Here is a 25,720-nt window from a genome sequence, read left to right on the forward strand (position 1 = left end):
GCTTGGGAGGGGCCGCAAACGGCCCCTCCCGCTATGTCAAAGATTACTGGGCAAGCCAGGCCTGGAACTTGGCATCCAGGTCATCGCGGTAATCAGCCCACCATGTGTAGTTGTACAGGAAGGTGTTCTTTGCATTGTTCGGATCGGTCGGCATATGCGGAGCCATGTCGATTCCGAGGTCAGCATGCTTGCCAACCAGTGGTGCGGACGACGCGCGAGCCGGGCCATAGGAGATGTACTTGGCCTGATCTGCCAGACGCTGAGTGTCGGTGGCAAACTTCAGGAAATCCTCAATGCGCGCCTGACGATCGGCGGGGAGGCCTTCGGGAATGATCCAGCCGTCAAGGTCGAACACCTGGGCGTCCCAGAGCATGGCGACAGGCTGCTTCTGCTCTTCGATCAGGCTGAAGAGACGGCCGTTATAGGTCGAACCCATGACGACTTCGCCATCGGCGAGCAGCTGTGGTGTATCGGCGCCTGCTGACCACCAGACAACCTGATCCTTGATGGTGTCGAGCTTGGCCAGCGCACGGGTCTGGCCTTCTTCGGTCTCAAGTACGTCATAGACATCGCCCTTGGCGACACCGTCGCAAAGCAGGGCCCATTCCATGTTGTTGATCGGACGCTTTTCGAGCGCGCGCTTGCCCGGATATTTTTCAAGGTCAAACACGTCGCAGATATTGGTTGGCGCTGTGTCGCCGACCAGATCGGTGCGGTAGCCGAAGGTGGTCGAATAGACGATCTGCGGGATGAAGCAATCGCTGACCAGCAGGTCGCCAAAATCTTCCGATGCCGGTGTGCCGTCCGGCGCAGGCGCCAGCAGTTCGTCGGCGTCAATTTCCATCGCCAGGCCTTCATCGCACAGGCGGATGGCGTCGGCGGCGACAACGTCAACCAGATCCCAGGTGATGTTACCGGCTTCGTTCATGGCGCGCAGCTTGGCCACTGCTTCAGCCGAGCTTTCGTCCCAGACGATCTTGAGTTCCGGATGCATCGCCTGATAGGGCTCGGAATAGGCCGCGATCTGACTCTTCTGATAGGCGCCACCCCAGCTGACGAGGGTCATGGTGTCGGCCATTTTGGCATCTTGGGCGTGTACGCCGGTGGTTGCCAGCGCGGCTCCGCACAACAGGGTTGCTAGTTTAAATTTCATGCTTGTTCTCCTTGTTAGGATACCCGTTTATGGTTCCCCCCATAGCCCGGGCAGACATTGGGGGTATGGTCTGTGGTCTCAGGCGTCGAGCGCGCGGCAGTCCTGCGGACGCCAGCCGATTTCGATCATTTCGCCGGGTTTGAGCCGGCGCTGATCCGGCGCGTTGCGGGTCTTGACGATGAAATCTTCCTTACCGGCAACCCTGAGACGGGTGCGATAAATGTCACCCATATAGATGAATTCCAGCACTTCGGCCTTGAGCGTATGGGCGTCGGGCAGAAGCCTTTCGCGGTTGAACTCGACCCGCTCGGGGCGGATTGAGACCAGTGTCCGGTCGCCGACATTGCTGACATTGACGGGGACGGTATCGATGAGGTCGCCATTGTCGAGGCGCACGAGCGCACTGTCCTTGTCGATCTTCTCGACCTTGCCCATCAGCGTGTTGTTTTCGCCGATGAACTGGGCCACGAAGCTGTTTTGCGGCTGTTCGTAGAGTTCGTCCGGCGGCGCCAGCTGCTGGATGCGGCCATCCTCAAAGACTGCGACCCGGTCCGACATGGTCAGCGCCTCGGTCTGGTCGTGGGTGACATAGACCACTGTGATGCCGAGATTGTCGGAAATGTGCTTGATTTCGAACTGCATGTGTTCGCGCAACTGCTTGTCGAGCGCGCCGAGGGGTTCATCCATCAGCACCAGTTCGGCTTCGAACACCAGTGCGCGGGCCAGAGCGATGCGTTGCTGCTGGCCGCCTGACAACTGCGCCGGTCGACGACCACCAAAATCGCCCATCTGCACCATGTCGAGCGCGCGCTGAACTTTCTGCTCGCGCTCTGCCTTGCCGATCTTGCGCACTTCCAGCGGGAACGAGAGGTTCTCGGCCACGGTCATGTGCGGAAACAGGGCGTAATTCTGAAACACCATGCCGATGCCGCGCTTGTGCGGAGGGATGTTGTTGATCTCTTTGCCGCCCAGCCTGATTGCGCCGTTGGTGGCAGTCTCGAAGCCCGCAAGCATCATCAGGCAGGTGGTCTTGCCGGATCCCGACGGTCCAAGCATTGTGAGGAACTCGCCCCGGGCAATCGAAAGATTGAGATCCTTTACGACAAGGTTTTCCCCGTCATAGCTTTTCTGGACGCCGTCGAATACGACGAAGCCGTCATCCGTGTTGGTTGAGACCAAAACACGCTCCTAATTGCTACGGGCTGTTGCGCCCTTCCCCTATTGATGGTCCGACAATTGATTTGCCGGTTGCCATCCTGTCGATATGTCAACGGATATAATGGTTGCAGATACAGGCTCAGCTGTCCACCCACACAAGGCATATGAATTGGCGAGCTGTAAACGGGCAGCAACGCCTAAGTTGTACGTTCCGTTATGACTTATGATTACTACTAATAAGGCCGTTGTACAAATAGAATGATGTGTGCCTTCGTCAGAAGGACATGGCATGCCGAACGATAACGACCGGTGATACGAGGCTTATATGATTTTGTTTTTGAGAATATTCACGGCATGGTTGAATCTTGCGAGTCTTTGGAAGCAGCTCAGGAAGCCAGATAGTCTGCAAGAACGGTCCGAGTCGGGCTGTTCTGGAGGCGCTGCAATGCTGCGGCGAAGGCCTGTTTGAATTCAGGCGCATCGGTGAGTGGGCCAAAAATGTCCGGCATTGCCAGAAACTCGAGGGGATTGCTTTGTGCGGCCAGCGCGCGTTCGCGCAAGCGTGCAGCGTTCGGGTCATCAAGCTTGATTGCTTCGCCGTCATCGCGGAAGCCCGCACAATAATGCGCCCAGAGAGCGACTTCGAGCGCCAGTCCGCTGATGGATTGGCCTTCCGATAGCCTTGCGCCGATGGTCGGCAGGATGAATTTGGGCTGACGATTGGAGCCGTCCAGACAAAGCCGCGGGATGGTGTCGCCGAGCGCAGAGTTTGAAAACCGCTTGGATACCACCGCAATGTAGTCAGTCAGACTGACGCCTTCGATGGCGGGCACCGTCGGCAGGACTTCCTCGACAGTGAGTTTGTTGAGAAAACCGGCGATCAGCGGATCGGCCATGGCGTCGTGGACAAAGTGATGGCCGAGCAAAGCCGAGGAATAGGCAATGGCTGCGTGACCACCATTGAGGATCCGCAATTTCATCAGCTCGTAGGGTGCGACGTCGGCGACGAACTCTACGCCAACCTTTTCAAGCGACGGCCGCCCTTGCGGGAAACTGTCTTCCATCACCCATTGCCGGAATGGTTCGCAGACGACGGGTGCTGCGTCCTCAATTCCAAACTGGCTGCGGACCAGGTCGATTTCGCGGGGGCCTGTCGCGGGCGTGATGCAGTCCACCATTGAATTGGGGAAGGCGACATTCGTTTCTATCCATGCAGCAAGTTGTGGATCGATTAACTGGGCCAGACCCAGAACCGTGGCGCGGGCGACATGGCCGTTTTCAGGAAGATTGTCGCAGGACATGACCGTAAACGGGGCGATGCCCTGGTCACGCCGGGCCTTGAGTGCGGCGATAATCGCGCCAAAGACAGTCTGGGGAGAATTGCCCATGCCTGCGTCACGGATGACAGCCGGATGGGTCGGATCAAATCCGCCGGTCTCGGCGCTGAGGAAATAGCCGCCTTCAGTCACCGTCAGCGACACAATCCGGATTTGCGGATCCTGCATCGCCGCGATCAACGCATCGGGATCGACGGCAATGAAATTGATCATCGACCCGATGACGCTGGCCCGGAAGCCTTCCGGGTTGAGCTCGACGATGGTGGTCAGCCAGTCCTGGGGGGCAAGCTTGTCGCGCATGGCCTGGTCAAAATGCATCATGCCGGCGCCGACGATGGCCCAATCATGGTCTTGGCCAAGCTCGAACAGGCGATGGAAATAGCTGGCCTGATGGGCGCGGTGAAAATTGCCGACGCCGACATGCAAAACGCCGGCGGTCAAGGCCTTGCGGTCATAGCCGGGGGTGCTCACAGCCTCGGGCAGGTTTGCCAAGGCATCGTTGCACAATCGCTGTGCCGAAATATTGTCATGGGGCTGTGGCGGGTTTGAGTCGGGCATCAGTTCATCCAATTCCCGCCATCGACATTGTATGTCTGGGCGACGATGTAGGCGGCATCTGGTGTTGCGAGAAAGACGGCCATGCCGGTGAGATCATCGGCGGTGCCCATGCGGCCAAAAGGCACCGCATCGCCGACAAGCCGCTTCTTTTCACCGGGCGCTAGGTTTTCATGGCGGGCGAACAGCGCGTCGACGCCGTCCCAATGTTCGCCATCAACCACGCCGGGAGCAATCGCGTTGACGTTGATGCCGTGCTTGATCAGATCAAGGCCAGCGGATTGGGTGAGGCTGATCACGGCGGCCTTGGTGGCACAGTAAACCCCGACAAGAGCCTCGCCGCGTCGTCCCGCCTGGCTTGCCATATTTATGATCTTGCCGCCCTTGCCGTGGGCGATCATCGATTTGGCGACGGCTTGAAGCGTGAACAGCGTGCCGGCGACATTGATCGCAAACAGCCTGTCGAAACTGTCCCGTGTGATATCGACGATCGGCGCCAGGTCGAACAGGGCGGCGTTGTTTATCAGGATATCGATTCCGCCGCTGCGTTCGGCTACGGTTTTCACAGCCGCATCGATGGAGGCCTGATCGGTGACATCGAGATGCACAGCGAAGGCCTGCTTGCCGATCCGGGCGGCAGTCTGTGTCGCCCGGTCAAAGTCGATGTCGGCAATGGCTACCACGGCGCCTTCGGCAACATAGCGATCGGCAAAAGCCTCGCCAATGCCACGCGCGGCGCCGGTGATCATCGCCGTCTTGCCTGCAAGGCGTTGCATCAGATCGCCATGCCGGCTGCGTCAAATTTGTAGATTTTTGACGGATCAGGAGACAGGTAGACAGTATCACCATGATGGATGTCGACTTCGCCATCAGCGCGGACGGTCATCGGTTCAAAGCCGTCAACGGCGACCCGCAGGAAGGTGTCGGAGCCCAGATGCTCGGAGACCCCGACCTTGCCCTTCCACAGACCCTCGGTCTTGGAAACGGTGACATGTTCCGGGCGAACGCCAATCGTCTTGGCGCCATGGGCTTCGGCATCCTTGCCCTCGATGAAATTCATCTTTGGTGAGCCGATGAAACTGGCGACAAACAGATTGGCCGGGGACCGGTAAAGTTCCAGCGGTGATCCGACCTGCTCGATGTAGCCAGCTCTGAGCACCACGATCTTGTCAGCCATGGTCATGGCTTCGACCTGGTCATGGGTGACGTAGATCATCGTGGTCTTGAGGCTGTTGTGGAGTTCGCTGATCTCGAGCCGCATGTTGACGCGCAGGGCTGCATCGAGATTGGAAAGCGGTTCGTCGAACAAAAAGGCATCGGGCTCGCGGACAATCGCCCGCCCAATCGCCACGCGCTGCCGCTGGCCACCCGAGAGCTGACCAGGCCGGCGCTCGAGATAGTCGGTGAGATTGAGCACGGAGGCTGCGTCTTCCACCTTCTTGTCTGCCGCGGCCTTGTCGAGCCCGGCCATTTTCAGCGGGAAGCCGATATTCTTGCGCACCGACATATGCGGATAAAGCGCATAGGACTGAAACACCATGGCAAGGCCGCGTTTGGCCGGCGGGATGTGGGTGGCGTCGTTGCCGTTGATCTCGATGGCGCCGCCGGAGACGTCTTCGAGTCCGGCGATCAGGCGCAGCAGCGTTGACTTGCCACAACCGGACGGGCCGACAAACACCACAAATTCACCGTCGTTGATTTCCAGGTCTAGCGGCGGGATCACCTGGGTGGTGCCGAAGCTCTTGGTAACTTTCTTGAGTGCGATATGTCCCATGGTTGTTTTCCTATTTCACCGCGCCGAAGGTCAGGCCGCGGACGAGTTGTTTCTGGCTGAACCAACCGAGAATGAGGATGGGTGCGATCGCCATTGTCGATGCCGCCGACAGCTTGGCGTAAAACAGGCCTTCCGGGCTCGAGTAGCTGGCGATGAATGCGGTCAGCGGCGCTGCTTTTGCAGCCGTCAGATTGAGGGTCCAGAAGGCTTCGTTCCAGGCCAGAATGACATTGAGCAGCAGGGTCGAAGCAATGCCGGGAACCGCCATCGGGGTCAGGACATAGATGATCTCCGACCAGAGCGCCGCCCCGTCCATGCGCGCAGCCTCAAGAATGTCGACCGGAATTTCCTTGAAGTAGGTGTAGAGCATCCAGACGATGATCGGCAGGTTGATCAGCGTCAGCACGATTACCAGCCCCAGACGCGAGTCGAGCAGTCCGGTGTCGCGGAACATCAGGTAGATAGGGATCAGGACGCCAACCGGTGGCAGCATCTTGGTCGACAGCATCCACATCAGGATGTCCTTGGTCCACTTGCCGGGCACAAATGCCATCGACCAGGCAGCCGGGATGGCAATCAGCAGGCCGAGCAGGGTGGAGCCCAGCGAGATGATCACCGAATTGGCGAAGTGAAGGCCGTAATTCGACCGTGAGTTCACCTCGGTGTAGTTTTCCGTGGTCCAGTCAAAAAAGAACAAGGACGGTGGGGACGCGATGGCCTCGGCTTCGGTCTTGAAGCTGGTCAGGAACGTCCACAGGATGGGAAAGAAGATTGCAATACCGATCGACCAGGCGAGAAGCGTGACGAAGAGTTTGCGTCGGGTGGAAACAGCGCGCGCCATGGTCTCAAGCGTCCAGGTTCTTGCCGATCATCCGCATCAGGAAGATCGCGACAATGTTGGCGAGAATGACAGCAACGATGCCGCCGGCGGAACCGCCACCCACGTCAAACTGCAACAGGGATTGCACATAGACGAGATAGGTGAGGTTGGTGGTCGCCGTGCCAGGACCACCATTGGTGGTGACCAGTATTTCGGCGAAAATGGAGAGCAGGAAAATCGTCTGGATCAGGATCACGACTGTGATCGCCCGGCCCAGATGCGGCAGCATGATGTAGGTGAATCGGTTGACGGGCCCGGCGCCGTCGATTTCCGCGGCTTCGAGTTGTTCCTGGTCCAGTGACTGCAATGCAGTGAGCAGGATCAGGGTTGCGAACGGCAGCCATTGCCAGGATACGATGAGAATGATCGAGGCCAGCGGCGCGTGACTGAGGAAGTCAAACGGTTCGAGCCCGACCGCTGAGGCCAGATAGGCGAAAAGCCCGTTGACCGGGTTCATGAACATGTTCTTCCACACCAACGCAGATACGGTCGGCATGACAAAAAACGGCGCGATCACCAGAATACGGACAATTCCCTGTCCGAAGAACGGCTGATCCAGCAGCAGTCCCAGCAAGATGCCGCCGACAACAGTGATCAACAACACCCCGAGCACCAGAATGAGCGTGTTGCCCATCGCATCGAAAAAGGCCGGATCGGTCAGAAAATAGCGGTAGTTGTCGAACCCGGCCCAGGCTTCGGTTCCAGGCGACAGCAGATTGTATCGCAGGAACGAGAAGTAGATAGTCATGGACAGTGGGACGATCATCCAACCCAGCAGCAAAATCACTGCGGGGGACATCATCAAGCGTGCTGCACTGCGTGAGTGGGCGGTCGCCATAGCTCAGTTCCTTGACGGGACGGGGACAGATCGGGAGTAGAGAGACGGGAGCCGGCCCGGGAAGGTTCCGGCTCCCGATGTGGACGGAAACCCTACTTGGGGTAGCCGGCCTTTTGCATTTCACGGGTGGTCAGTGCCTGCGCATTGGCCAGTGCGTCATCAATCGATGTCGTTCCGGCAAGGGCTGCAGAGAATTGCTGGCCAACAGCTGTGGCAATGCCCTGAAACTCGGGAATTGCAACAAACTGGACGCCGACATAAGGCACTTCGTCAACCGTCGGGTTCTGCGGATCGGCAGCATTGATGCTGTCGAGTGTCATCTTGGCGAAGGGAACCTTGGCATATTCAGGGTTCTCATAGAGCGAAGTCCGTGTGCCCGGAGGAACGTTAGCCCAGCCTTCCTTCTCGGCGACCAGTGCCAGATACTCTTTCGACGTTGCCCATTCGACGAATTTCTTCGCGGACTCTGCCTTTTGAGTGCCGGCAGGGATGCCAAGCGACCATGCCCAGAGCCAGTTGCCGCGCTTGCCCAGACCATTGTCCGGTGCCAGGGCGAAGCCGACCTTGTCGGCAACCTGGGAGTCTGTCGGATTGGTGACAAAGGATGCCGCCACGGTGGCGTCGATCCACATGCCGCACTTGCCGGTCTGGAACAGGGAAAGGTTCTCGTTGAAGCCGTTGTTGGCCGCACCGGGAGGTCCTGATTCATTCATCATCTCGATGTAGAATGTCAGGGCTTCCTTCCACTCAGGGCTGTCGAACTGGGCGTTCCAGTCCATGTCAAACCACTTGGCGCCGAATGAATTGGCGGTGGCGGTCAGAAACGCCATGTTCTCGCCCCAGCCGGCCTTGCCGCGCAGGCAGATGCCGTAAATGCCGGCATCCTTGTCGGTCATGGCAGCTGCAGCTTCACGGATGAACGTCCAGGTGGGTGCATCCGGCATTTCCATGCCGGCTTTTTCCATCAGGTCGCTGCGGTACATCACCATCGATGATTCACCGTAGAACGGCGCCGCATAAAGCTCACCGTCGACCGTCAGTCCGCCGCGGATGGCGGGCAGAAGATCGTCAATATCATAGGCTGCAGGCAGATCGTTGAGTGAAACGAGCCAGCCCTGCTTGCCCCAGATAGGCACTTCATAGGTGCCGATGGTCATTACGTCATATTGGCCGCCCTTGGTGGCGATGTCGGTGGTGACGCGCTGACGCAGGATGTTTTCTTCCAGCGTTACCCATTCCAGTTCGATGTCCGGGTTTTTTGCCGTGAAATCGTCGGATAGTTTCTGCATCCGGATCATATCGCCATTGTTGACCATGGCGATCGTCAGCCTCTCAGCAAGCGCAGCCGTGCTAAGCATCGACAACGCCGACGCGCACAAAAGCGCGTTTGCAAATCTTTTCATGAATTCCTCCCAAAGCCCGACATGGGCAAATGCCAATTAGACGGGCAAATATTCGCCCAACTACAGATTCGAGTCAAGGCAGATTCTATGCTGCACCTGCACAAAGACCGGCCACATTTGAGAATAATTATATATTTTCAGTAGTTTGTATGAACAATATTTTGCTCAATGATTGAGCAATTGTTCTGCTGTAGCTTCGTCCGTGATCAATCCATTGATCAGATTTCCCCGCATTGCTGCGAGAATTGCCTCGGACTTGATTGTCCCCACGGCAATGGCAATGACCGGCTTTGACGGCGAAATCTGCAGCACGGCGCTGGCCACCCGGTCATTGGTCAGACCGTCGATCAGCTTGCCGTTGCGGTCGAACACCCAGGATGTGATCTCTCCGATGCCGCCGGCCTTGCGCATGGCGCGCATCTCTTCGCGGCTGACAAACCCGTCTATGAGCAACGGCGCATTGTCGCCAATATTGCCGATTCCGACAAAGGTGATGTCGGCCTGCCGGGCCAGTTCGAGAATGTTGTGAACAGCCTCCTGCTGTTGCAGCAGCTGCTTTTCCTCCATGGAACGGGCGAACACCGGCAACGGCATCGGGTAATGCCGGGCGTTGACCCGGTCGGCCATGCGGATAACCACGTTGTAAGGCGTAGCGGCTCCATCCGACATCATGTTGCCGAGCAACGAGACAATCCGGTGTTGCGGGCAATCCATCTTGGGCAATTGCTCGACACAGGCCCGCAGCGCGCGGCCCGTGCCCAGGGCAATGATTTTCGGGTGATCCGATTTGAGGATGCGCTCGATTTCGCTGGCGGCCAGTTGGGCCACTCCGGTCAGTGCCGCCGGCGCATCAGGATCGGTCGGCGCCACCTCGCAGGTGATCAGGCCGAATTTTTTGGTCAGGCGGTGAGCCAGTTCCATGCAGTTGGCAATCGGATGGTCAAGCCTGACCTTGACCAGCTTTTCACTGACGGCAAGTGACACCAGTCGCTGGGCAGATTGCCGCGAGACGCCGAGTTTGCGGGCTATCTCGTCCTGGGTGTTACCGGCCACATAATAGAGCCAACCGGCGCGGGCAGCGTCGTCGAGACGGCTGGTTTCGTGATCGCCCGCAATGCTCATGTGTCCATCCATCCGTTCGTCTGCCGATTGGCTTGAGGCACCATTTCCAAGAAATGCTCCCATTTGTCAAAGCAATGTACGGTGCCGTTCAGCGTCAGCGTCTCTTCGTCAATCCCGCGAAGATGGCTGCCGCCGGTAAAGCGCAGCACCTCCATGCCGGCATTTTGCGCCGCCTGAATGCCGGGAAGCGAATCTTCGATCACCAGGCATTTGGCTGGATCGGTGTTCATGCGCTCGGCGGCATGCAGAAACAGATCGGGCGCAGGCTTGCCGCGGGCAACTTCAGATGCTGTGAAAATCCGTGCATCGAAAAACCCGGCTAGTCCGGTCAGTTCGAGCGACCGCAGCGCGCGCTTGGGGGTGCTGCTGGTGGCCACGCAGGTTCTGGTGGTCAACTGCCCAAGCAGGGCCTTGATGCCGAGGGTCGGAACCAGCTCCTGCTGGAAGCGGGCCAGAAGTTCGGTGCGGTATTTCTCCTCGAAATCGGTTCCCGGCAGATAGCCATGGGAATTGCGGATTTCGGCTGCAACCTTGGCCCAGCTGCGGCCGAGAAAATGGGTTTGCACATGGGCGGTGTCGACCTTCACCCCGACGCTTGCCAGAGCGTCGATAAGCACGCGGGCGCTGATCACCTCACTGTCAATGAGGACGCCATCGCAGTCAAAGATGATCAGTTCGGGATCGGGTGAAATCAGCGTCAGGCCTCGATTGAATTCCAAGCCGAACCCGATAGCACAGGCGGCGCTTCAAGGGCAGTGCGATGTGCGTGATAGCTTCACACGAACGTGCAGAGTTTTTTATCCTTACCGGCTGGTTCACGGTCATAACAGGTAACTTTTGATCTGGAACGTGAATGAGTGTCATAGTACAGGTCCGCTTCTTTCAATTACGCAAGTCCGGATGCCGTCTTGAAACGTTCAGTCATTGCCTGCACCGCAGCGCTCGCCCTTCTCACCGGTGTTCCCGCGTATAGCGAGACGCCTTTGGCTGTCGAAATTGTCGTCGCCACGATGAGCGTCGAACAACAGACATTCTCCCTGACCGGCGAAATCCGACCGAGGGAATCGCTGATGGCGGCGTTTCCCATTGGTGGCCGCGTGACAGAGGTTTTGGCCGATCTTGGCGCCAAGGTGGAGAGCAACGCGCCGCTTGCGCGACTTGATTCGATCCAGCAGGAGTTGGCGCTGAGAACTGCGGAGGCCGGATTGAGAACGGCCCAGGCTGACCACCTGCAAGCAATCGAAGATCTGCGTCGCGCCGAGGCGCTTTTGGCCAGCGGGGCAACGACGCGTGCAACGCGGGATGCAACCGATGACGCGCTGCGGGCTGCTGAAGGTGCGCTCGAGCTGGCAGAAGCTGATTGGGATCGCGCCACCAAAGCCCTTGCTGACACTGTGCTGCGCGCACCATCCGCTTCCACGGTGATCAGTCGAATGATCGAGCCGGGTCAGATCATCGGCGCTGCGCAAACTGCAATGGAGCTGGCACTGGACAAGGGATTTGAAGCGGTTTTCGAAGTGCCGGAGGCCATGTTGATCGGCGAGGCCCCGAGCTCCGGTATAGTGCTGTCGCGATTTTCCAAGCCCGAGGAAGGGTTTGGGGGCAGACTGACCGAGGTTTCTCCGCTGATTGATCCCAAGACCGGTACCGTTGCTGCGAAAGTAGAGGTGCTTGACCCGCCTGTTGGACTAGGCTTCGGCGAACCGGTGCGAGGAACAGCGTCGCGGCCGGCGGAAGCTCAGGTGAGCCTGCCCTATACATCAATGAGCGCCACGGCAGATGGACCTGCAGTCTGGCGTGTTGATCAGGAGACCATGCATGTCGTTCTCCAACCCGTCGAGATAGATCGTTATGAAACCGGCCGGTTCCTGCTCAGCGGTGGCGTGGAGGAAGGCGATTGGATCGTCACCAAAGGCGCCCAACTGCTTTATCCCGGACGCTTGGTTCGCCGCGTGGGAGAAGACCAATGAGATTTGCGGTTTTGCTGTCAGCCCTCTCCCTTTGCCTGGCAATGCCTGCAAAAGCCGATGAGCCGGTTCGCCCGGTGGTTTCGATGCTGGTCGATCCGCAAGCCGGAATTTCGCTCAGTTACACCGGAATAGTCGCCGCCCGCATTGAAACCGCGCTCGGCTTTCCCATGATTGGCACCATCGCCGCCCGTCCGGTCGACACCGGCGATCTGGTCAAGAAGGGGGATGTTCTTGCACGCCTCGATACCGAGGATTTGAATGCGGATTTGCGCACTGCTGATGCCGGGGTCACGGTCTCCAAGGCACAGTTGCGATCGGCAACGGATGCGCGCGAGCGGGCAAAGACCCTGGCAGAGCGGGGCGTTGGCAGCGCGACACGGCTCGAAGATGCAGAACGGGCGCTGGTTTCGGCACAGGCGCAACTGGAGCAGGCCCAGGCTTCGTATGCGCGCGCCGCTGATATCCTTGATCTGGCGACGCTGACCGCCCCCTATGATGGGGTTGTTGTCGAGACCTTCGCAGAGCCTGGCGCAACCTTGTCCGCCGGACAAGCGGTCCTCAAGCTATCGGCCATCGGCGAGCGGGAAATCGTGATTGATGTGTCGGAGGCAGAGGCGGCCCTGCGCGCACCGGGTGACCGGTTTGCAGCCAGCTTGATTGCAAGTGAAGCAATCACGACCGGCGCAGTACTGGCCCGTATTGATCCGGTGGCCGAGCGCGCCACCCGGACCTACCGGCTTCATCTGACGTTGGAAAACGCACCTGCGGAATTCAGGCTTGGCTCGCTGGTGCGGGTTTTGCCCGCCGGTGGCAAGGATACGGATATTGTCCTGCCTGTATCGGCGGTGCTTGATCCACCCGCAGTCTGGGTCGTCGACAGGAGTACCAACCAGGTCACTTTGAAGCAGATCAGTATTACCAGCGTCGCCGGTGATTTCGCCATCATCAGCTCAGGACTTGCTGCTGGTGACGAGGTAATCGTCAAAGGCATCCATTCATTGCAAGAAGGGCAGGCCGTTGGCCCGCGTGTGTCGGAATGAAAACTTTCAATCTCTCCGACTGGGCTCTGAAGCATCGTTCGCTTGTCTGGTTTCTGATGATCGTGTCGCTGGTTGCGGGGATCCTTTCCTACATGTCCATCGGGCGTGAAGAAGATCCGAATTTTGCGATCAAGACGATGATCATCTCGGCGGCGCTGCCGGGCGCTGATACGCGCGAAACGCTGACGCAGGTCACGGACAGGATCGAGAAAAAGCTCGAGGATCTTGGTGAGCTGGATTTCACCCGTTCGGTCACCCGTCCTGGCGAAAGCATCGTCTTCGTCGAGCTATTACCGACGACACGCGCCAAGAATCTGCCGGAAATCTGGCAGCGAGTCCGCAACATGATGTCCGATATCCGGGGGGAGTTTCCGGCCGAGTTCGCCGGCTTCAAATTCAATGACAGTTTTGGCGATGTTTACGGAAATCTGTACGCGTTCACGTCTGATGGTTTCTCGCCGCGCGAGGTGCGCGATTATGCCGAATCCGTTCGCCGTTCCGCGCAAGGATTTCCGGATGCAGGCAAGGTGGAACTCTTCGGCACGCGCGACGAGGTGATCTATCTGGAATTTTCGACAGAGCGTCTGGCTGCCATGGGGTTGAACCAGGCTGCGGTACAGGCGACGCTGGCGGCTCAGAACGCGATCATTCCTTCAGGTGTGATCGATACCGGTCCGGAACGTGTTCTGGTGCGGATCGGAGGCCAGTTCTCCGGTGCCGAAAGTCTTGAAGATATCAACCTGCGGGTCGGTGACCGGTTTTTCCGGCTGACCGATGTTGCCGATATTCGCCGATCCTATGAGGATCCGGCATCGGCTTTGTTCCGCTACAACGGCCAGGAAGCCGTAGGCCTGGCGGTCGGAATGCGGCAGGGTGCCAATATCGTCGATTTTGGCGAAGAGCTGAGCGCGGTGATCGAGAAAGCCCAGGCCGGCCTGCCAATCGGTGTCGATGTTCATCAGGTGGCCGACCAACCCCATGTGGTGGAGGAAGCGGTCGGACATTTTCTGCAGGCACTGGTCGAAGCGGTGTTGATCGTGCTGGCAGTGAGTTTCATTTCGCTCGGCATGCGGGCCGGGCTGGTTGTCGCCCTGACAATCCCGCTGGTGCTGGCGATCACCTTCGTGGTGATGAACTATACCGGGTTTACACTGCAGCGCATTTCGCTTGGCGCACTGATCATCGCGCTCGGCCTTCTCGTCGATGACGCGATGATCGCAATCGAGACCATGATTTCACGGCTTGAGCGGGGCGAATCCCTGACAAAATCCGCCTCCTACGCCTGGACGTCCATTGCCTTCCCGATGCTTTCGGGAACGCTGGTGACCGTGGCTGGATTCATTCCCATCGGCCTCAACACGTCGGCTGCGGGCGAATTCACTTTCTCGCTGTTTGTGGTGATTGCGGTTTCGCTGACGGTCTCGTGGATTGTTGCCGTGCTTTTTGCGCCGCTGCTGGGCGTGACATTCCTGCCGGCCAAATTGAAACACCACAGTGGCAAGCCGGGCCGGGTACGCAAGACATTCCATACGCTGCTCAAGGCCAGCATGAACCACCGCTGGATCACCATCGGGTTGACGCTGGCCGTCTTCGCCTTTTCGGTCTTCAGCATGCGTTTCGTCGAGCAGCAGTTTTTCCCCAGTTCTGACCGTCCGGAACTCATCCTCGATTTCACGTTGCCGCAAAACGCCTCTATTTCGCAGACATCTGCGGAAATGGCGCGGATGGAAAGCCGGCTGGAGGGCAATGAAAACGTCCTGTTCTGGTCGACCTATGTCGGACAGGGGGCGCCGCGTTTCCTTCTCGCTTATGACGTCACAACTCCGGCTCCGAATATCGGCCAGATCGTGATTCAGACCCCGTCGGTGGAGGCACGTGACGCGCTCAGGGCCGAACTCAACGCGACCGCCGCAACCGATTTTCCCGGCGTTGATATCTTCGTCAAGCTGCTTGAAATAGGGCCTCCTGTCGGCCGGCCGGTGCAATATCGCATTTCGGGACCCGGTATCGAAACTCTGCGCGATTATGCCCGCGACCTGACAGCAGTTGTTGCTTCCGATGAGCGGCTCGAGGGGGTTGTCATGGACTGGAACGAGCCTGCCCGAGTGGTTCGGGTGGACATTCTGCAGGACAAGGCCCGGCAACTCGGGATTACGCAGCGCGATATCGCCTCCGCACTGAACGCGATCTACGATGGCGCTTCGGTAACCCAGCTTCGCGACGCGGCTTATCTGGTGGACATCGTCGCGCGTGGAGATGCGCCTTCTCGCCAGTCGGTGGAGGCATTGGCTGCACTTCAGCTCTCCGGTTCAGGTTCTGCCATCATACCGCTGCGCACGGTGGCGCGGTTCAGTTACGAGACCGAGCAACCGGTGATCCATCAGCGCGGCAGAAAACCGACCATCTCCGTCAAGGCTGCAATTTCCACCACAGACCAGCCGGCGACGATTGTGACGGCTTTGAAAGATCAGATCGAGGCGTTCAACGGGAGCCTTCCGGCGGGCTACCATGTCGAAGTTGGCGGCTCGGTGGCTGAAAGCGCAAAGAGCCAGGCGCCGATTGCAGCTGTCGTTCCGCTGATGATCCTGATCATGCTGACGCTGATCATGATCCAGGTCCAGAGCTTCAGACTGGCCTTTGTCGTCATATGTGTCGCGCCTCTCGGGCTTATTGGCGTCGTCGCGGCGTTGGTTCCTTCCGGAGCACCGCTTGGGTTTGTCGCGATCCTGGGTGTTTTGGCGCTGATTGGCATTCTGATCCGCAATTCAATCATCCTGATTGACGAGATCGAGGTTTTGCGTGGCAAAGGACAATCCGCATGGGATGCCGTGTTCAATGCGTCGGATGCCAGATCACGCCCCATCCTGTTGACCGCGGCGGCGGCCAGTCTGGCGCTGATCCCGATCTCCAGGCAGATTTTCTGGGGTCCGATGGCTTATGCGATGATGGGCGGAATCATTGCCGGCACGGTGATCACGCTGTTCTTCGCGCCGGCGCTGTATCTGGCTGTCTTCCGGGTCAAGCGGGAAGACGATGCTGCCGAAGCATCGAACGCAGGTTCCATTGAGGGCGCTGGTGCCGGGTAAGCGATTGATGGTTCGACCGTCAGGCAGGTTGTCCGATGACGGCCCCGGAGTTCCGGTGTTTCTCAAGTCCCTCGGTAAATTCCCCGATCAGGGATCTGACAACCTCTTTCTGGGCTTCCTTGGTGCTGGCACCGCCAGCAATTGCTGTCGCGTGTACTGAGCGTTGCCTGTCGGCGCTGGTGCCTCTATCGATTATGCTCCGTGTTGACTGAACCTCGCTCCAGCATCCCAGAGCTTCGGCATCTTCACGGACCATGTCGATGATCTCTTCGAGCAGTTCGGTGAAGGCAACGACTTCGCCCCTGGCGAAATCGATCATGCCGTTTTTCACGCCATAGCGCTGGGCTCGCCAGCGGTTCTCGCCGACAAGAAACCGGTCATAGATGCGCCAGCGCTGGTTGCTGGTGCGCAGCCGCCACAGCATATGCATGATCGACTGGGTCAGTGCGACGATGGCCAGTGCATCGTCCAGTCGCGGCGAGACATCGCAAATGCGGGACTCCAGGGTCGGAAATCGCCCGGAGGGGCGCAAGTCCCACCAGATTTTGGTGCTGTCCTCAATCAGACCGCTGTCGATGATGATCTGCACAGAGCGCTCATATTCAGACCAGGATGAAAACCGCGGCGGCAAGCCGGTTCTGGGCATATTGTCAAACACCGTCAGCCTGTAGGCATTGAGCCCGGTGTCGTCACCTTTCCAATAGGGCGACGAGGTCGACAGAGCCAGAAGATGCGGCAGGAAGTAGGGAAACTGGGCCATCAGGTCGATGCGGGTTTCGTCATCGTCGATGCCGACATGTACATGCATGCCGCAGATCAGCATGCGGCGGGCGACACCGCCAAGATCACGCTCGAGTTCCCGGTATCTCGGTTTGTCGGTGAAGTGCTGTTTATGCCAATCGGCAAAGGGATGGCAGGACACCGCAAGTGGCGCCAGACAATGCTTGCCGGCGACAGAGGCGATTACGGAGCGCAGGCGAGCCAGATCGGCACCAGCTTCGGATACAGTCCTGCAGACGCCGGTGCCGACTTCGATCTGGCATTGCAGGAACTCGGGACTGACCTGATCTCCAAGCTCTGCGGCGCATTCGGTCATCAAGGCGTCGGATGCTGCCGCAAGATCGAGGCTTTCGCAATCAACAAGCAGATACTCTTCTTCTACACCAAGGGTGAAGCTGGGCACACGGTAGCTCATGGGAAGATTTGACCTTGAAAATGGCAAAAGCGCAAGCCGGGTTGAAATCGGGATTGGCTTTGAAACACCGCAACTGGTCGAAGGTTCCGTCCGATTTCGGCTCTACAACAAGTCCTTTGGCGTATCGCCGCGAAAGAACGCGTCAAGATTGTCGAGCGCGCGAAACCCCGTGGCATCGCCGGTTCGCACTGTCGCATTGCCAATATGGGGGCAGCATTTGAAGTCTTGTTGGACGAGTATCTTCGATGAATGTTCTTCAAACCAATGAGAAAAAGCGTTTCAGGGGCTGATTAAAGCCTGGGTTCGAACAGATATCAGTCCGTGCTGGTGCGGCGAATGGCTATCTGGGTCAAGAATGGTCCGACGATTTCAAAGGCGATGGTGCTGGCAACAGCGACGGCGAGCAGATCCTCTCCCATTTCGGGAAACCGTTCACTGGCGACCAGCGCCATGCCGATGGCGACGCCGGCCTGGGGCATCAGGCCGAGGCCGGTCATGCGGCTCTCGGCATCCGGCAGGCCTGCCAGCTTGCCTCCCAGCCATCCGCCGATCAGGCGGGCGAGAGCGCGCAGGAAGAAATAGGCAACACAGATATATCCTACTTCTGCGAGGTTGCCTGTCTTCAGGGAAGCGCCGGCCATGACGAAGAACAGCAGCATGAACGGCCATTCGATCCGTTCAATCTCATGAAACGGGCGATCATGATGGCGGGCGAAATTGATCACTGTTGCGCCGCATACCATCCCGGTGAGCAGGAAGGAAAAGCCGAAATGCAGTGCCAGTCCGGAGCACAGGAAAACCAGGCCGAGGGCTTCGATCAATGTCGGCTCGCCCGGCTTGATCCGCCCGGTCAGAAAGGCCGCAGGCAGACCGATGGCGAGCCCGAGCACAATGGCGCCGCCGACCTCGCGAGCACCATGTACCAGCGCGATCGCGGCATCCTGGTCGGTCATGATGCCGGCGAATGTCAAAGCCATTGAAAACACCAACAGGCCCCAGGCGTCATCAATGGCGACGATGCCGAGAAGATTGGTGACAAACCTCCCCTTGGCATGGCCCTGATTGACCACATCGCGCGTGGCGGCGGGATCTGTGGCAGCGGAAAGCCCGCCCAGCAGCACCGCAATCCCGATAGGCAGGCCAATCAGCCAGAGGCCGGTCGCCACCACGGCGACGGAGACGGCGACCAGCGTCAGCGATATGATCATGATCTCGCGCCCATGGGACTTCAGGGTTTCCGGGTTCAAGGTGCCGCCCAGCAGAAAGGCAACCATGGTCAAGGCGGTGGGCGCATAAAATTCGTTGGAACCGGTAAAACTGAGCGGCAGCCAATCGAGCACTGGCGGACCAATGATTGCTCCTAAAAGGATAAGCAGCGTAACCCGGGGGACATGGACAATCCGGCCGACCTTGTCGAGCAGAAGTCCGGCCAGAAACAGAATGCCGATTGCGACAAGAACTTCAGAATTATCCACCAGCAATTGTCCAGCTCAAGAATGTTTGTGAAAACAGGTGTTTACTAAAACGGCCCGGAAACAAGTTCCCGGGCCGTTGATTGTCATATTGTCAGCACGATCAAGGACGCGACATGCCTGTCATGTCGATTGTGGCCTTGGACGACAAGTCCTCGAGGCTGTCATAGGCCAGCTGAATGGCATAGCGCGGATTGTGCGCATAGGCGCCGGGGTCCTTGGCCAGGAACTGGTAGTTGTAGGCGGCGCGCAGCAGGCGCGGCGTCCAGCTCTGGTAGCGGTTGGGATACTTGGCTTCGTCAGCGTCGGATGCGCCATTCCCGTTCAGATCATTGAAGAAATAGGGGTAGGCGTGGGAATCATAGACCACCGGCGCACCGGTCACATCTGCGGCGTAGAGAAGAATGGCTTCGCCAAGCTTCTCGTGCAGGGTGCTGATTTCGGCGCGGATACCCTCTTTGACGTCACCGTCGCCATCAATATCTGCCGGAGTGATGCGGATGTCGCGCACGGTTTCCGCACCCTTGTGGCAGGCGACGCATTGATCAATGGCCACAACCTTGGTGGTGTGTGGATCGTGGCATGTGGTGCAGGTGTTGAAGTCAGGCACATGGACAAACCGGTCGGCGTAGGTTTTTCCCTCATACTGGTAACCGCCACGCACAGAGCCACCCATCAGGGTCGCCGCTGCCGCACGGTAGTGCACGTTGAGAAATCCCAGATCGCCATTGACTGTATCATCCTCGCCGCCGGCGATTGCCGCGTTGACGCTGTCACTTGATTCCCGGCCCTGATGGCAGACCATGCAGATCGCGGCAGAGCTGGTCTCTGTCGCCACTTCACCGGACGGTAAGGTGATCTGTTCAAGATCGGTCGCGGCCTGATTGTGACAGGTGACACAATCGATGGGCGATTCAATTGGTGCTGGCCCGTCGACCTTGCCTGCCATTGTGCCGTCAGCGCCGAGAAAATCCATCAGTCCGGGGCCGGAATGGCACGTGGCGCAACTTTCCGGCACGGCGCCCTCCTCGTTCCAGTGCACAAAGGATTCAGACTTTTTATCCGCGTGCGGTGAGGTGATCCATGCTTCGACAATCGAACTGATCGGAGGGGCTTCCTGCGCTTGAGCTGTTGGAACAGCAAAAAAAGCAAGGGCGATGAGGGATGGCAATAAACGAGAATGCGACAAGGTGGACCTCCAGCGGTTCAGTCAGATTGCGTGTATCCGGCACTTCTGGATGCTTCTGTAATCAGGACACTATGACGCACCGTCGCATCTTCGCATTGATATAGCTCAAGGCCTGACCAGAAAAATCTTGTTAGTTTTTGCGTTGTGGGGTCTCGGCGTGTCGTTTGATGCATTGGTCAATTTCGAAGAAATAGGGTGGTGTTCGCAGTGTTGCCTGGTTTCCGTACCGACCAAACCGAGCCGCCGCAGCAGGTGATCCGTGACGGGCCGCCGGTTGAGCGGGTCGCCTTGCTGGGCGCCGATTGGCCGGGCCTTCGACCGAAGCTGCTTTGTGCGCAAGGCGACCGGGTCACCCTCGGCCAGCCGGTCTTTCATGATCGCGCTCACCCTGACATTGTTATTGTCGCTCCCGTTTCCGGGGTGGTCGACTCGATCACACTTGGTCCGAGGCGGAGTCTGTCGGCCTTGGTGATCCACGCGGAGCTTGGTTCGACTGATCCTGAGCCAGTGACCGTCGCTGCCTCGACCGCAGCGGACCTGCGTACATCGCTTCTTGCACATGGTCTTTGGCCGAGTTTTCTGACGCGGCCGTTCGGTCGCATCCCTGCGCCTGATGCGACGCCGGATGCAATCTTTGTCACGGCTACCGCAGAGAACCTGCAGGCTCCTGATCCAAGAGTGGTGCTTGATGGCCGAAACGACGTGTTTCGGACCGGGCTGAAGGCTTTGGCGTTGCTGACTGCAGGGCCGGTTCATGTCTGCCAGAATAGTGGCGCCGACATTGCAGCCGGTCTCGGCGAGCGTATTCGCGGATCGTTTTTTCCGGCAGGGCAAGCGTCAGGCCTGGTCGGCAGCCATATTCACCGATTGCATCCTGTTGGTGCCCATCGGATGGTTTGGAGCATAAGCTATCAGGATGTCGCGGCCATCGGCAGCTTGATTGAAACCGGCGTCCCTGATTTCGGCCGAATCGTCTCGCTGAGCGGTCCGCGCGTCAAACATCCGTGCCTGATCCGTACCATCATCGGCGCAAGCCTGCAGGAACTGATCCGCGATGATACCTTGCCGGGGCCGGATGGTTCGGCAGTCAACGTGTTCTCCGGTTCGGCGCTGACCGGCCGGCCTGCGGCTTGGCTAGGCCGCTACCACCAGCAAGTTACCTTGCTCAGTGACGAGCCCGAGCGCAAGGCTAAATCCGGCCCGGCTTGGCTTGCGCGGTTTCGGAAACCGGCCTCGCGCCCGGGTCCGATTGTTCCGACAGCGGCGCTCGAAAACATGCTTGGCTTTGATATTCCTGCGGTGCCGTTCCTGCGCGCTTTGAGCGTTGGCGATGCGGAGGCCGCCAGCCGTCTGGGCTGTCTGGAAATGGTGGAGGAAGATCTGGCCGCGATTTCGCTTGTTTGCACCAGCGGCGCCGATTATGGCCGAATGCTCCGTCATGTGCTTGATGAACTGGCGGAGGACGCATGACCGATTGGCTGCTTGATCCGCACCGCATGCGCCAGCATGCAGGGTGGACGCCGGCGCGGGTGACGCTCGTGCAAATGCTGGCGCTGGCTGCGCCAATTGCCGTCAAGCTGGTGGAACAAGGAACAGCAATGGCAGCGGTGCTGGTGACAGCCCTGGTGACCAGTCTTGTCTGGGACTTGGCGTTTGCCTTGATCCGCGGTCGGACACCCAGCTGGCATTCGCTGAGCACGGCGTTGATCATCACCGTGCTGATCCCCTCGACACTGCCGCTGTGGCAGGTGGCCATGGCGGCAAGTTTTGGCATGGTATTTGGCGAGCTGGTGTTCGGTGGCCGCGGCTATGGCATCGTGCCGGCGGCAGCCGCGGCGGCGGGCTTCCTTGTGTTTTCATTTTCCGGCGCCGAGCTTTCCAGCAGCAACCAGGCCATGGCGCTGGCGACGCTGCCTGGCGCGGTCTTGTTGCTCGCCGGTGGCCTTGTTTCGTGGCGAGTTCTGGTCCCGGTTGTTGCCGTATTGGCCGTGGCCGGGTTTGCGCAGGGCGACATCAGTGGATTTTTCGAGACCTTGATCGCGGTGGCGTTTGGTATGGTGTTTCTGATTGGTGATCCGGTTGCCGCGGCATCGACAAACCTGGGTCGCTGGGTTTACGGCGCGCTGGCCGGCTTGCTGATTGTGGTGTTTGACACCTTGGCCGGACCGGCTGTGGCGCCGGCGGCGATTGTCTTCGCCTCACTGCTGGCCAGCCTGTTTGCACCGCTGATCGATTACGCCGCAGTTGCGGTGATCCTCCGGCGGCGGAGGCAAGCGCATGGCTAAACCGTTTGCACCCATTCGCAACTTCTTTGCTCGGTCCAATGATGATCTGGTCAAGATCATCGGCATGGCGGTGCTGGTTGCGCTGGTCTCGTCCGCCGCCGTGTCTGTCACCTCTGTCATGCTCAAGCCCTATCAGGACGCCAACCGCGCCGCCGAACAGCAGGCCCGGATGGACAAGATGCTCGACACCTTGCCGGGCATGCGCGACCTGATGATGGAAACCGGAGTCGATACGCTGGAAACCCGGCTGGTCAATCTTGATGATGGCAGTTTTGCTGATAGTGCAGATGCCGCCAGTTTCGATCTCGATGCGGCGATTCAGGACCCCGAGGCGAGCGTTGCACTCGACGCGGGTGTTGATATTGCCGCGATCAAGCGGCGCGCCAATCAATCGCCCGTCTATCTCCTGCAAAAGGACGGCGATCTCAAGCTGATCGTGCTGCCGGTCTACGGAGCAGGCTATCAATCGACCCTTCGCGCCGCGCTGGCGATCGAAGCGGATCTGGTGACGATTGCGGCGTTAGCGATTATCGAGCAGGGCGATACGCCCGGCTTTGGCGCGCGCATTGAAGACCCGGAATGGCTGGCGCAGTGGCCCGGCAAGAAGATCGCCGATGAAACCGGCACCATCCGCATCGAACTGGTGCGCGGTGAGGCCTCGACGCCCTACGAGGTCGATGGCATTTCCGGCGCCACCTATACCAGCAACGGGGTCACCAATCTTTTGCATTTCTGGCTGGGAGACATGGGGTTTGGCCCGTTTCTGACCCGGCTCAGGCAGGAAGGGCTCTAGGATGTCGCTCAAACACCATCTCACCGCCCCGCTGATCGGCAACAACCCGATCACCCTGCAGATCTTGGGCATCTGTTCAGCCCTGGCGGTGACGACCACCTTGTCGACCGCGGTGACAATGTCGGTGGCATTGACGGTGGTGCTGATGCTGTCGAACGGGACGATCAGCCTGATACGGCATCACATTCCGCCGTCGATGCGGCTGATCATCCAGATCACCATCGTGGCCTCGATTGTCATCGTCATTGATCAGTTCATGCAGGCGTTCATGTACGAAATGAGCAAGAAGCTGTCGATTTTCGTCGGTCTGATCGTCACCAATTGCCTGGTGCTTGGCCGGGCCGAAGCCTTCGCCATGCGAAACCCGGTGTTCCCGAGTGTGCTGGACGGGCTTGGTAACGGGCTGGGCTACAGCCTGATTCTGCTGATCGTCGGCGCGCTGCGCGAATTTCTGGGAACCGGTTCGCTGATGGGTGTTGCGATGGTCACCACAGTGGCGGATGGCGGCTGGTTTCAGCCGCTCGGCCTGATGCAACTGGCGCCAAGCGCCTTCTTTATCCTCGGACTGCTGGTCTGGCTGGTGCGGGTGCTGCGTCCCGAACAGGGGGAACAGCCTGAATTCCGGTTGCAAGCACCGGAGGATGGCCGGTCATGATCGAACTGCTGATTAAATCCATTTTTCAGGAAAATCTGGCGCTCTCCTTCTTCCTTGGCATGTGCACCTTTCTGGCTGTGTCCAAACGGGTCGACACCGCGCTCGGTCTCGGGCTGGCGGTCATCGTGGTGCAGGCGATCACGGTTCCGGTCAATTATCTGATCTTCAATCTGCTGCTGCTCGAAGGCGCTTGGGCCTGGGCCGGATTGCCGGACGTGGATCTGACCTTCCTCAAGCTCGTCAGTTTCATCGGCGTGATTGCGGCCATGGTGCAGATCCTCGAAATGATCCTCGACCGCTTCGCGCCGCGGCTCTACCGGGCCCTCGGAATCTTCCTGCCGCTGATCACTGTCAATTGCGCCATTCTCGGCGGCAGCCTGTTCATGGTCGAGCGGCAGTATGATTTTGCAGAGTCGGTCACTTACGGGATCGGCAGCGGTGTCGGCTGGGCGCTGGCGATTGTCACCTTCGCCGCCATTCGCGAACGGCTGAAATACAGCGACATGCCCAAAGGGGTCGAGGGGCTCGCCAGCGCCTTTATCGTCACCGGGCTGATGTCACTCGGGTTCTCGGCCTTCTCCCTGGTGACGCCATGACCGAGATTGTTCTGGGCATTGGTCTGCTGACTGCGATCGTCCTTGTGCTGGCGATCACGGTGATGGGGGCGCGGTCGATCCTGTCGCCGTCGCGGCCTGCATCCTTGACCGTCAACGGGTCGAGCAAATTCGACACCCGCACCGGGGTCAAGCTGCTGGCTGCCCTGAATGACAACGGCATTCTGGTGCCGTCGGCCTGTGCCGGTGCTGGTACCTGCGGATTGTGCCGGGTCAAGATCCTCAAGGGTGGCGCAGCGCCCTTGCCGACGGAAGCTGCGCGGCTGACCAAGGCTGACCTGCGGGATCAGGTTCATCTCGCCTGTCAGGTGGTTTTGCGCGGCGACATGGAAGTCGAGGTCGACAATGACCTGATGTCGGCGGAAAATTTCACCTGCACGGTCGAAAGCGTGAGAGCGCTGACACCGCTGATCCGCGAGATCGTGTTGCACCAGCCCGATGGCATGAAAGCCGCTATCGAAGCCGGGTCCTTCGTGCAGATCACTGCACCAGCTTTTAAGCTTGGCTTCGCCGATATCGAGGTTCCGCAAGAACATGCGGCTGTCTGGCAGAATTTGCTGAGGCTTGAGGTGTCATCGGCCGATCCGGTGACGCGGGCCTATTCCGTATCCAACCGGCCTGAAGACACAGACGCGGGGCGTATCGTACTCAATATCCGGCTGGCGCTGCCGCCGCCGTCGGTGCCCGAAGCGATGCCGGGGGTAGTCTCGTCCTGGCTGTTTTCACTGAAGCCCGGCGATCAGGTCGATACATCCGGACCGTTCGGCAGTTTTCGCGCTCAGCCCGGTGAGGCCGAGATGGTGTTCATTGGCGGCGGCGTCGGCATGGCGCCGCTGCGGGCTATCATTTTCGATCAACTCGAGCGGTTGGGCTCCAAACGCCGTATCAGCTATTGGTATGGCGCGCGCAACAAGTCGGATCTGCCCTATCAGGACGAGTTCGCTGCCCTGGCGGCCAGGCATCCGAATTTTGACTGGACCGTGGCCCTGTCGGATCCGCGTCCCGAAGATGATTGGCAGGGTGCCACCGGGTTTGTGCATATGGTGGCCTGGGAGAATTACTTGCGGGATCACCCGGCGCCGGAGGCTTGCGAGTATTATCTCTGCGGTCCGCCGATGATGATCCGCGCTGTGTCGGCGATGCTGGACGATGCCGGCGTCGATAAATCCCATATCTTCTCAGATGATTTCGGAGTCTGATC

At 59.0% G+C, this 25,720-nt stretch carries 22 protein-coding genes; 9 read left to right on the forward strand and 13 right to left on the reverse strand.

What is annotated here, in order from left to right; genetic code table 11:
* Positions 1–43: 43 nt before the first annotated feature.
* The 10 genes from IMCC20628_RS01215 to IMCC20628_RS01260 all read right to left on the reverse strand — a co-directional run bounded on the left by IMCC20628_RS01215 (position 44) and on the right by IMCC20628_RS01260 (position 10,939).
* Positions 44–1,078, reverse strand: coding sequence for an extracellular solute-binding protein (locus IMCC20628_RS01215; protein WP_245307929.1), 1,035 nt, complete (start codon positions 1,076–1,078; stop codon positions 44–46).
* A gap of 153 nt (positions 1,079–1,231) precedes the next feature.
* Positions 1,232–2,332, reverse strand: coding sequence for an ABC transporter ATP-binding protein (locus tag IMCC20628_RS01220; RefSeq protein ID WP_047028683.1), 1,101 nt, complete (start codon positions 2,330–2,332; stop codon positions 1,232–1,234).
* Positions 2,333–2,697: 365 nt separating this feature from the next.
* On the reverse strand, positions 2,698–4,206 hold the full coding sequence (locus IMCC20628_RS01225; protein WP_047028684.1) for a mannitol dehydrogenase family protein: 1,509 nt from the start codon (positions 4,204–4,206) through the stop codon (positions 2,698–2,700).
* A complete protein-coding gene (locus IMCC20628_RS01230) occupies positions 4,206–4,979 on the reverse strand; it encodes an L-iditol 2-dehydrogenase (protein ID WP_047028685.1) in 774 nt (257 codons plus the stop codon). Before IMCC20628_RS01230 ends, IMCC20628_RS01225 begins: the two co-directional genes overlap by 1 nt.
* Positions 4,979–5,977 (reverse strand): ABC transporter ATP-binding protein, encoded by a 999-nt coding sequence (locus tag IMCC20628_RS01235; protein ID WP_047028686.1) that lies wholly within the window; start codon positions 5,975–5,977, stop codon positions 4,979–4,981. Before IMCC20628_RS01235 ends, IMCC20628_RS01230 begins: the two co-directional genes overlap by 1 nt.
* Before the next feature lie 10 nt (positions 5,978–5,987).
* Positions 5,988–6,818: a carbohydrate ABC transporter permease gene (locus tag IMCC20628_RS01240; protein ID WP_047028687.1), complete on the reverse strand. Its 831-nt coding sequence runs from the start codon at positions 6,816–6,818 to the stop codon at positions 5,988–5,990.
* 4 nt (positions 6,819–6,822) lie between these two features.
* Positions 6,823–7,695 (reverse strand): sugar ABC transporter permease, encoded by an 873-nt coding sequence (locus IMCC20628_RS01245; RefSeq protein WP_047028688.1) that lies wholly within the window; start codon positions 7,693–7,695, stop codon positions 6,823–6,825.
* Positions 7,696–7,787: 92 nt separating this feature from the next.
* On the reverse strand, positions 7,788–9,053 hold the full coding sequence (locus tag IMCC20628_RS01250; protein WP_197078447.1) for a sugar ABC transporter substrate-binding protein: 1,266 nt from the start codon (positions 9,051–9,053) through the stop codon (positions 7,788–7,790).
* Between the two features lie 210 nt (positions 9,054–9,263).
* The gene (locus IMCC20628_RS01255) at positions 9,264–10,220 is read right to left on the reverse strand and encodes a sugar-binding transcriptional regulator (RefSeq protein WP_047032150.1); all 957 of its coding nucleotides are present in this window, start codon (positions 10,218–10,220) and stop codon (positions 9,264–9,266) included.
* Positions 10,217–10,939: an HAD family hydrolase gene (locus tag IMCC20628_RS01260; protein WP_052766247.1), complete on the reverse strand. Its 723-nt coding sequence runs from the start codon at positions 10,937–10,939 to the stop codon at positions 10,217–10,219. The genes IMCC20628_RS01255 and IMCC20628_RS01260 overlap by 4 nt, the downstream gene beginning before the upstream one ends.
* Positions 10,940–11,128: 189 nt before the next feature.
* Here IMCC20628_RS01260 and IMCC20628_RS01265 point away from each other — a divergent pair, with 189 nt between their 5' ends.
* The 3 genes from IMCC20628_RS01265 to IMCC20628_RS01275 are packed head-to-tail and all read left to right on the forward strand — an operon-like array spanning position 11,129 to position 16,316.
* Positions 11,129–12,190: an efflux RND transporter periplasmic adaptor subunit gene (locus IMCC20628_RS01265; RefSeq protein ID WP_052766248.1), complete on the forward strand. Its 1,062-nt coding sequence runs from the start codon at positions 11,129–11,131 to the stop codon at positions 12,188–12,190.
* The gene (locus IMCC20628_RS01270; protein WP_052766249.1) at positions 12,187–13,230 is read left to right on the forward strand and encodes an efflux RND transporter periplasmic adaptor subunit; all 1,044 of its coding nucleotides are present in this window, start codon (positions 12,187–12,189) and stop codon (positions 13,228–13,230) included. Before IMCC20628_RS01265 ends, IMCC20628_RS01270 begins: the two co-directional genes overlap by 4 nt.
* Positions 13,227–16,316 (forward strand): efflux RND transporter permease subunit, encoded by a 3,090-nt coding sequence (locus tag IMCC20628_RS01275; RefSeq protein ID WP_047028690.1) that lies wholly within the window; start codon positions 13,227–13,229, stop codon positions 16,314–16,316. Before IMCC20628_RS01270 ends, IMCC20628_RS01275 begins: the two co-directional genes overlap by 4 nt.
* 19 nt (positions 16,317–16,335) lie before the next feature.
* Here IMCC20628_RS01275 and IMCC20628_RS01280 read toward each other — a convergent pair whose 3' ends face one another.
* The 3 genes from IMCC20628_RS01280 to IMCC20628_RS01290 all read right to left on the reverse strand — a co-directional run bounded on the left by IMCC20628_RS01280 (position 16,336) and on the right by IMCC20628_RS01290 (position 20,001).
* The gene (locus IMCC20628_RS01280; protein WP_047028691.1) at positions 16,336–17,511 is read right to left on the reverse strand and encodes a carboxylate-amine ligase; all 1,176 of its coding nucleotides are present in this window, start codon (positions 17,509–17,511) and stop codon (positions 16,336–16,338) included.
* 314 nt (positions 17,512–17,825) lie between these two features.
* The gene (locus IMCC20628_RS01285) at positions 17,826–18,986 is read right to left on the reverse strand and encodes a cation:proton antiporter (RefSeq protein WP_047032154.1); all 1,161 of its coding nucleotides are present in this window, start codon (positions 18,984–18,986) and stop codon (positions 17,826–17,828) included.
* A gap of 100 nt (positions 18,987–19,086) precedes the next feature.
* Positions 19,087–20,001, reverse strand: a complete 915-nt coding sequence (locus IMCC20628_RS01290; RefSeq protein ID WP_245307852.1) for a polyheme membrane-associated cytochrome C — start codon at positions 19,999–20,001, stop codon at positions 19,087–19,089.
* Positions 20,002–20,370: 369 nt separating this feature from the next.
* Here IMCC20628_RS01290 and IMCC20628_RS01295 point away from each other — a divergent pair, with 369 nt between their 5' ends.
* Genes IMCC20628_RS01295 through nqrF form a run of 6 tightly spaced genes read left to right on the forward strand, consistent with a single transcriptional unit; the run spans position 20,371 to position 25,718 of the window.
* Entirely contained in the window at positions 20,371–21,642 is a 1,272-nt protein-coding gene (locus IMCC20628_RS01295) for a hypothetical protein (protein WP_047032155.1), read from the forward strand.
* Entirely contained in the window at positions 21,639–22,457 is an 819-nt protein-coding gene (locus IMCC20628_RS01300) for an RnfABCDGE type electron transport complex subunit D (protein ID WP_082127957.1), read from the forward strand. The genes IMCC20628_RS01295 and IMCC20628_RS01300 overlap by 4 nt, the downstream gene beginning before the upstream one ends.
* Entirely contained in the window at positions 22,450–23,250 is an 801-nt protein-coding gene (gene nqrC / locus IMCC20628_RS01305; protein ID WP_047028693.1) for an NADH:ubiquinone reductase (Na(+)-transporting) subunit C, read from the forward strand. The genes IMCC20628_RS01300 and nqrC overlap by 8 nt, the downstream gene beginning before the upstream one ends.
* Position 23,251: 1 nt before the next feature.
* Entirely contained in the window at positions 23,252–23,905 is a 654-nt protein-coding gene (locus tag IMCC20628_RS01310; RefSeq protein WP_047028694.1) for an NADH:ubiquinone reductase (Na(+)-transporting) subunit D, read from the forward strand.
* A complete protein-coding gene (nqrE, locus tag IMCC20628_RS01315; RefSeq protein ID WP_047028695.1) occupies positions 23,902–24,501 on the forward strand; it encodes an NADH:ubiquinone reductase (Na(+)-transporting) subunit E in 600 nt (199 codons plus the stop codon). Before IMCC20628_RS01310 ends, nqrE begins: the two co-directional genes overlap by 4 nt.
* Positions 24,498–25,718 carry an NADH:ubiquinone reductase (Na(+)-transporting) subunit F gene (nqrF, locus tag IMCC20628_RS01320; RefSeq protein ID WP_047028696.1) on the forward strand — a complete coding sequence of 407 codons (1,221 nt, stop codon included), beginning with the start codon at positions 24,498–24,500 and terminating at the stop codon, positions 25,716–25,718. The genes nqrE and nqrF overlap by 4 nt, the downstream gene beginning before the upstream one ends.
* Positions 25,719–25,720: the final 2 nt, after the last annotated feature.

Source organism: Hoeflea sp. IMCC20628, from assembly GCF_001011155.1.
In the GTDB taxonomy this organism is placed as follows: domain Bacteria; phylum Pseudomonadota; class Alphaproteobacteria; order Rhizobiales; family Rhizobiaceae; genus Hoeflea.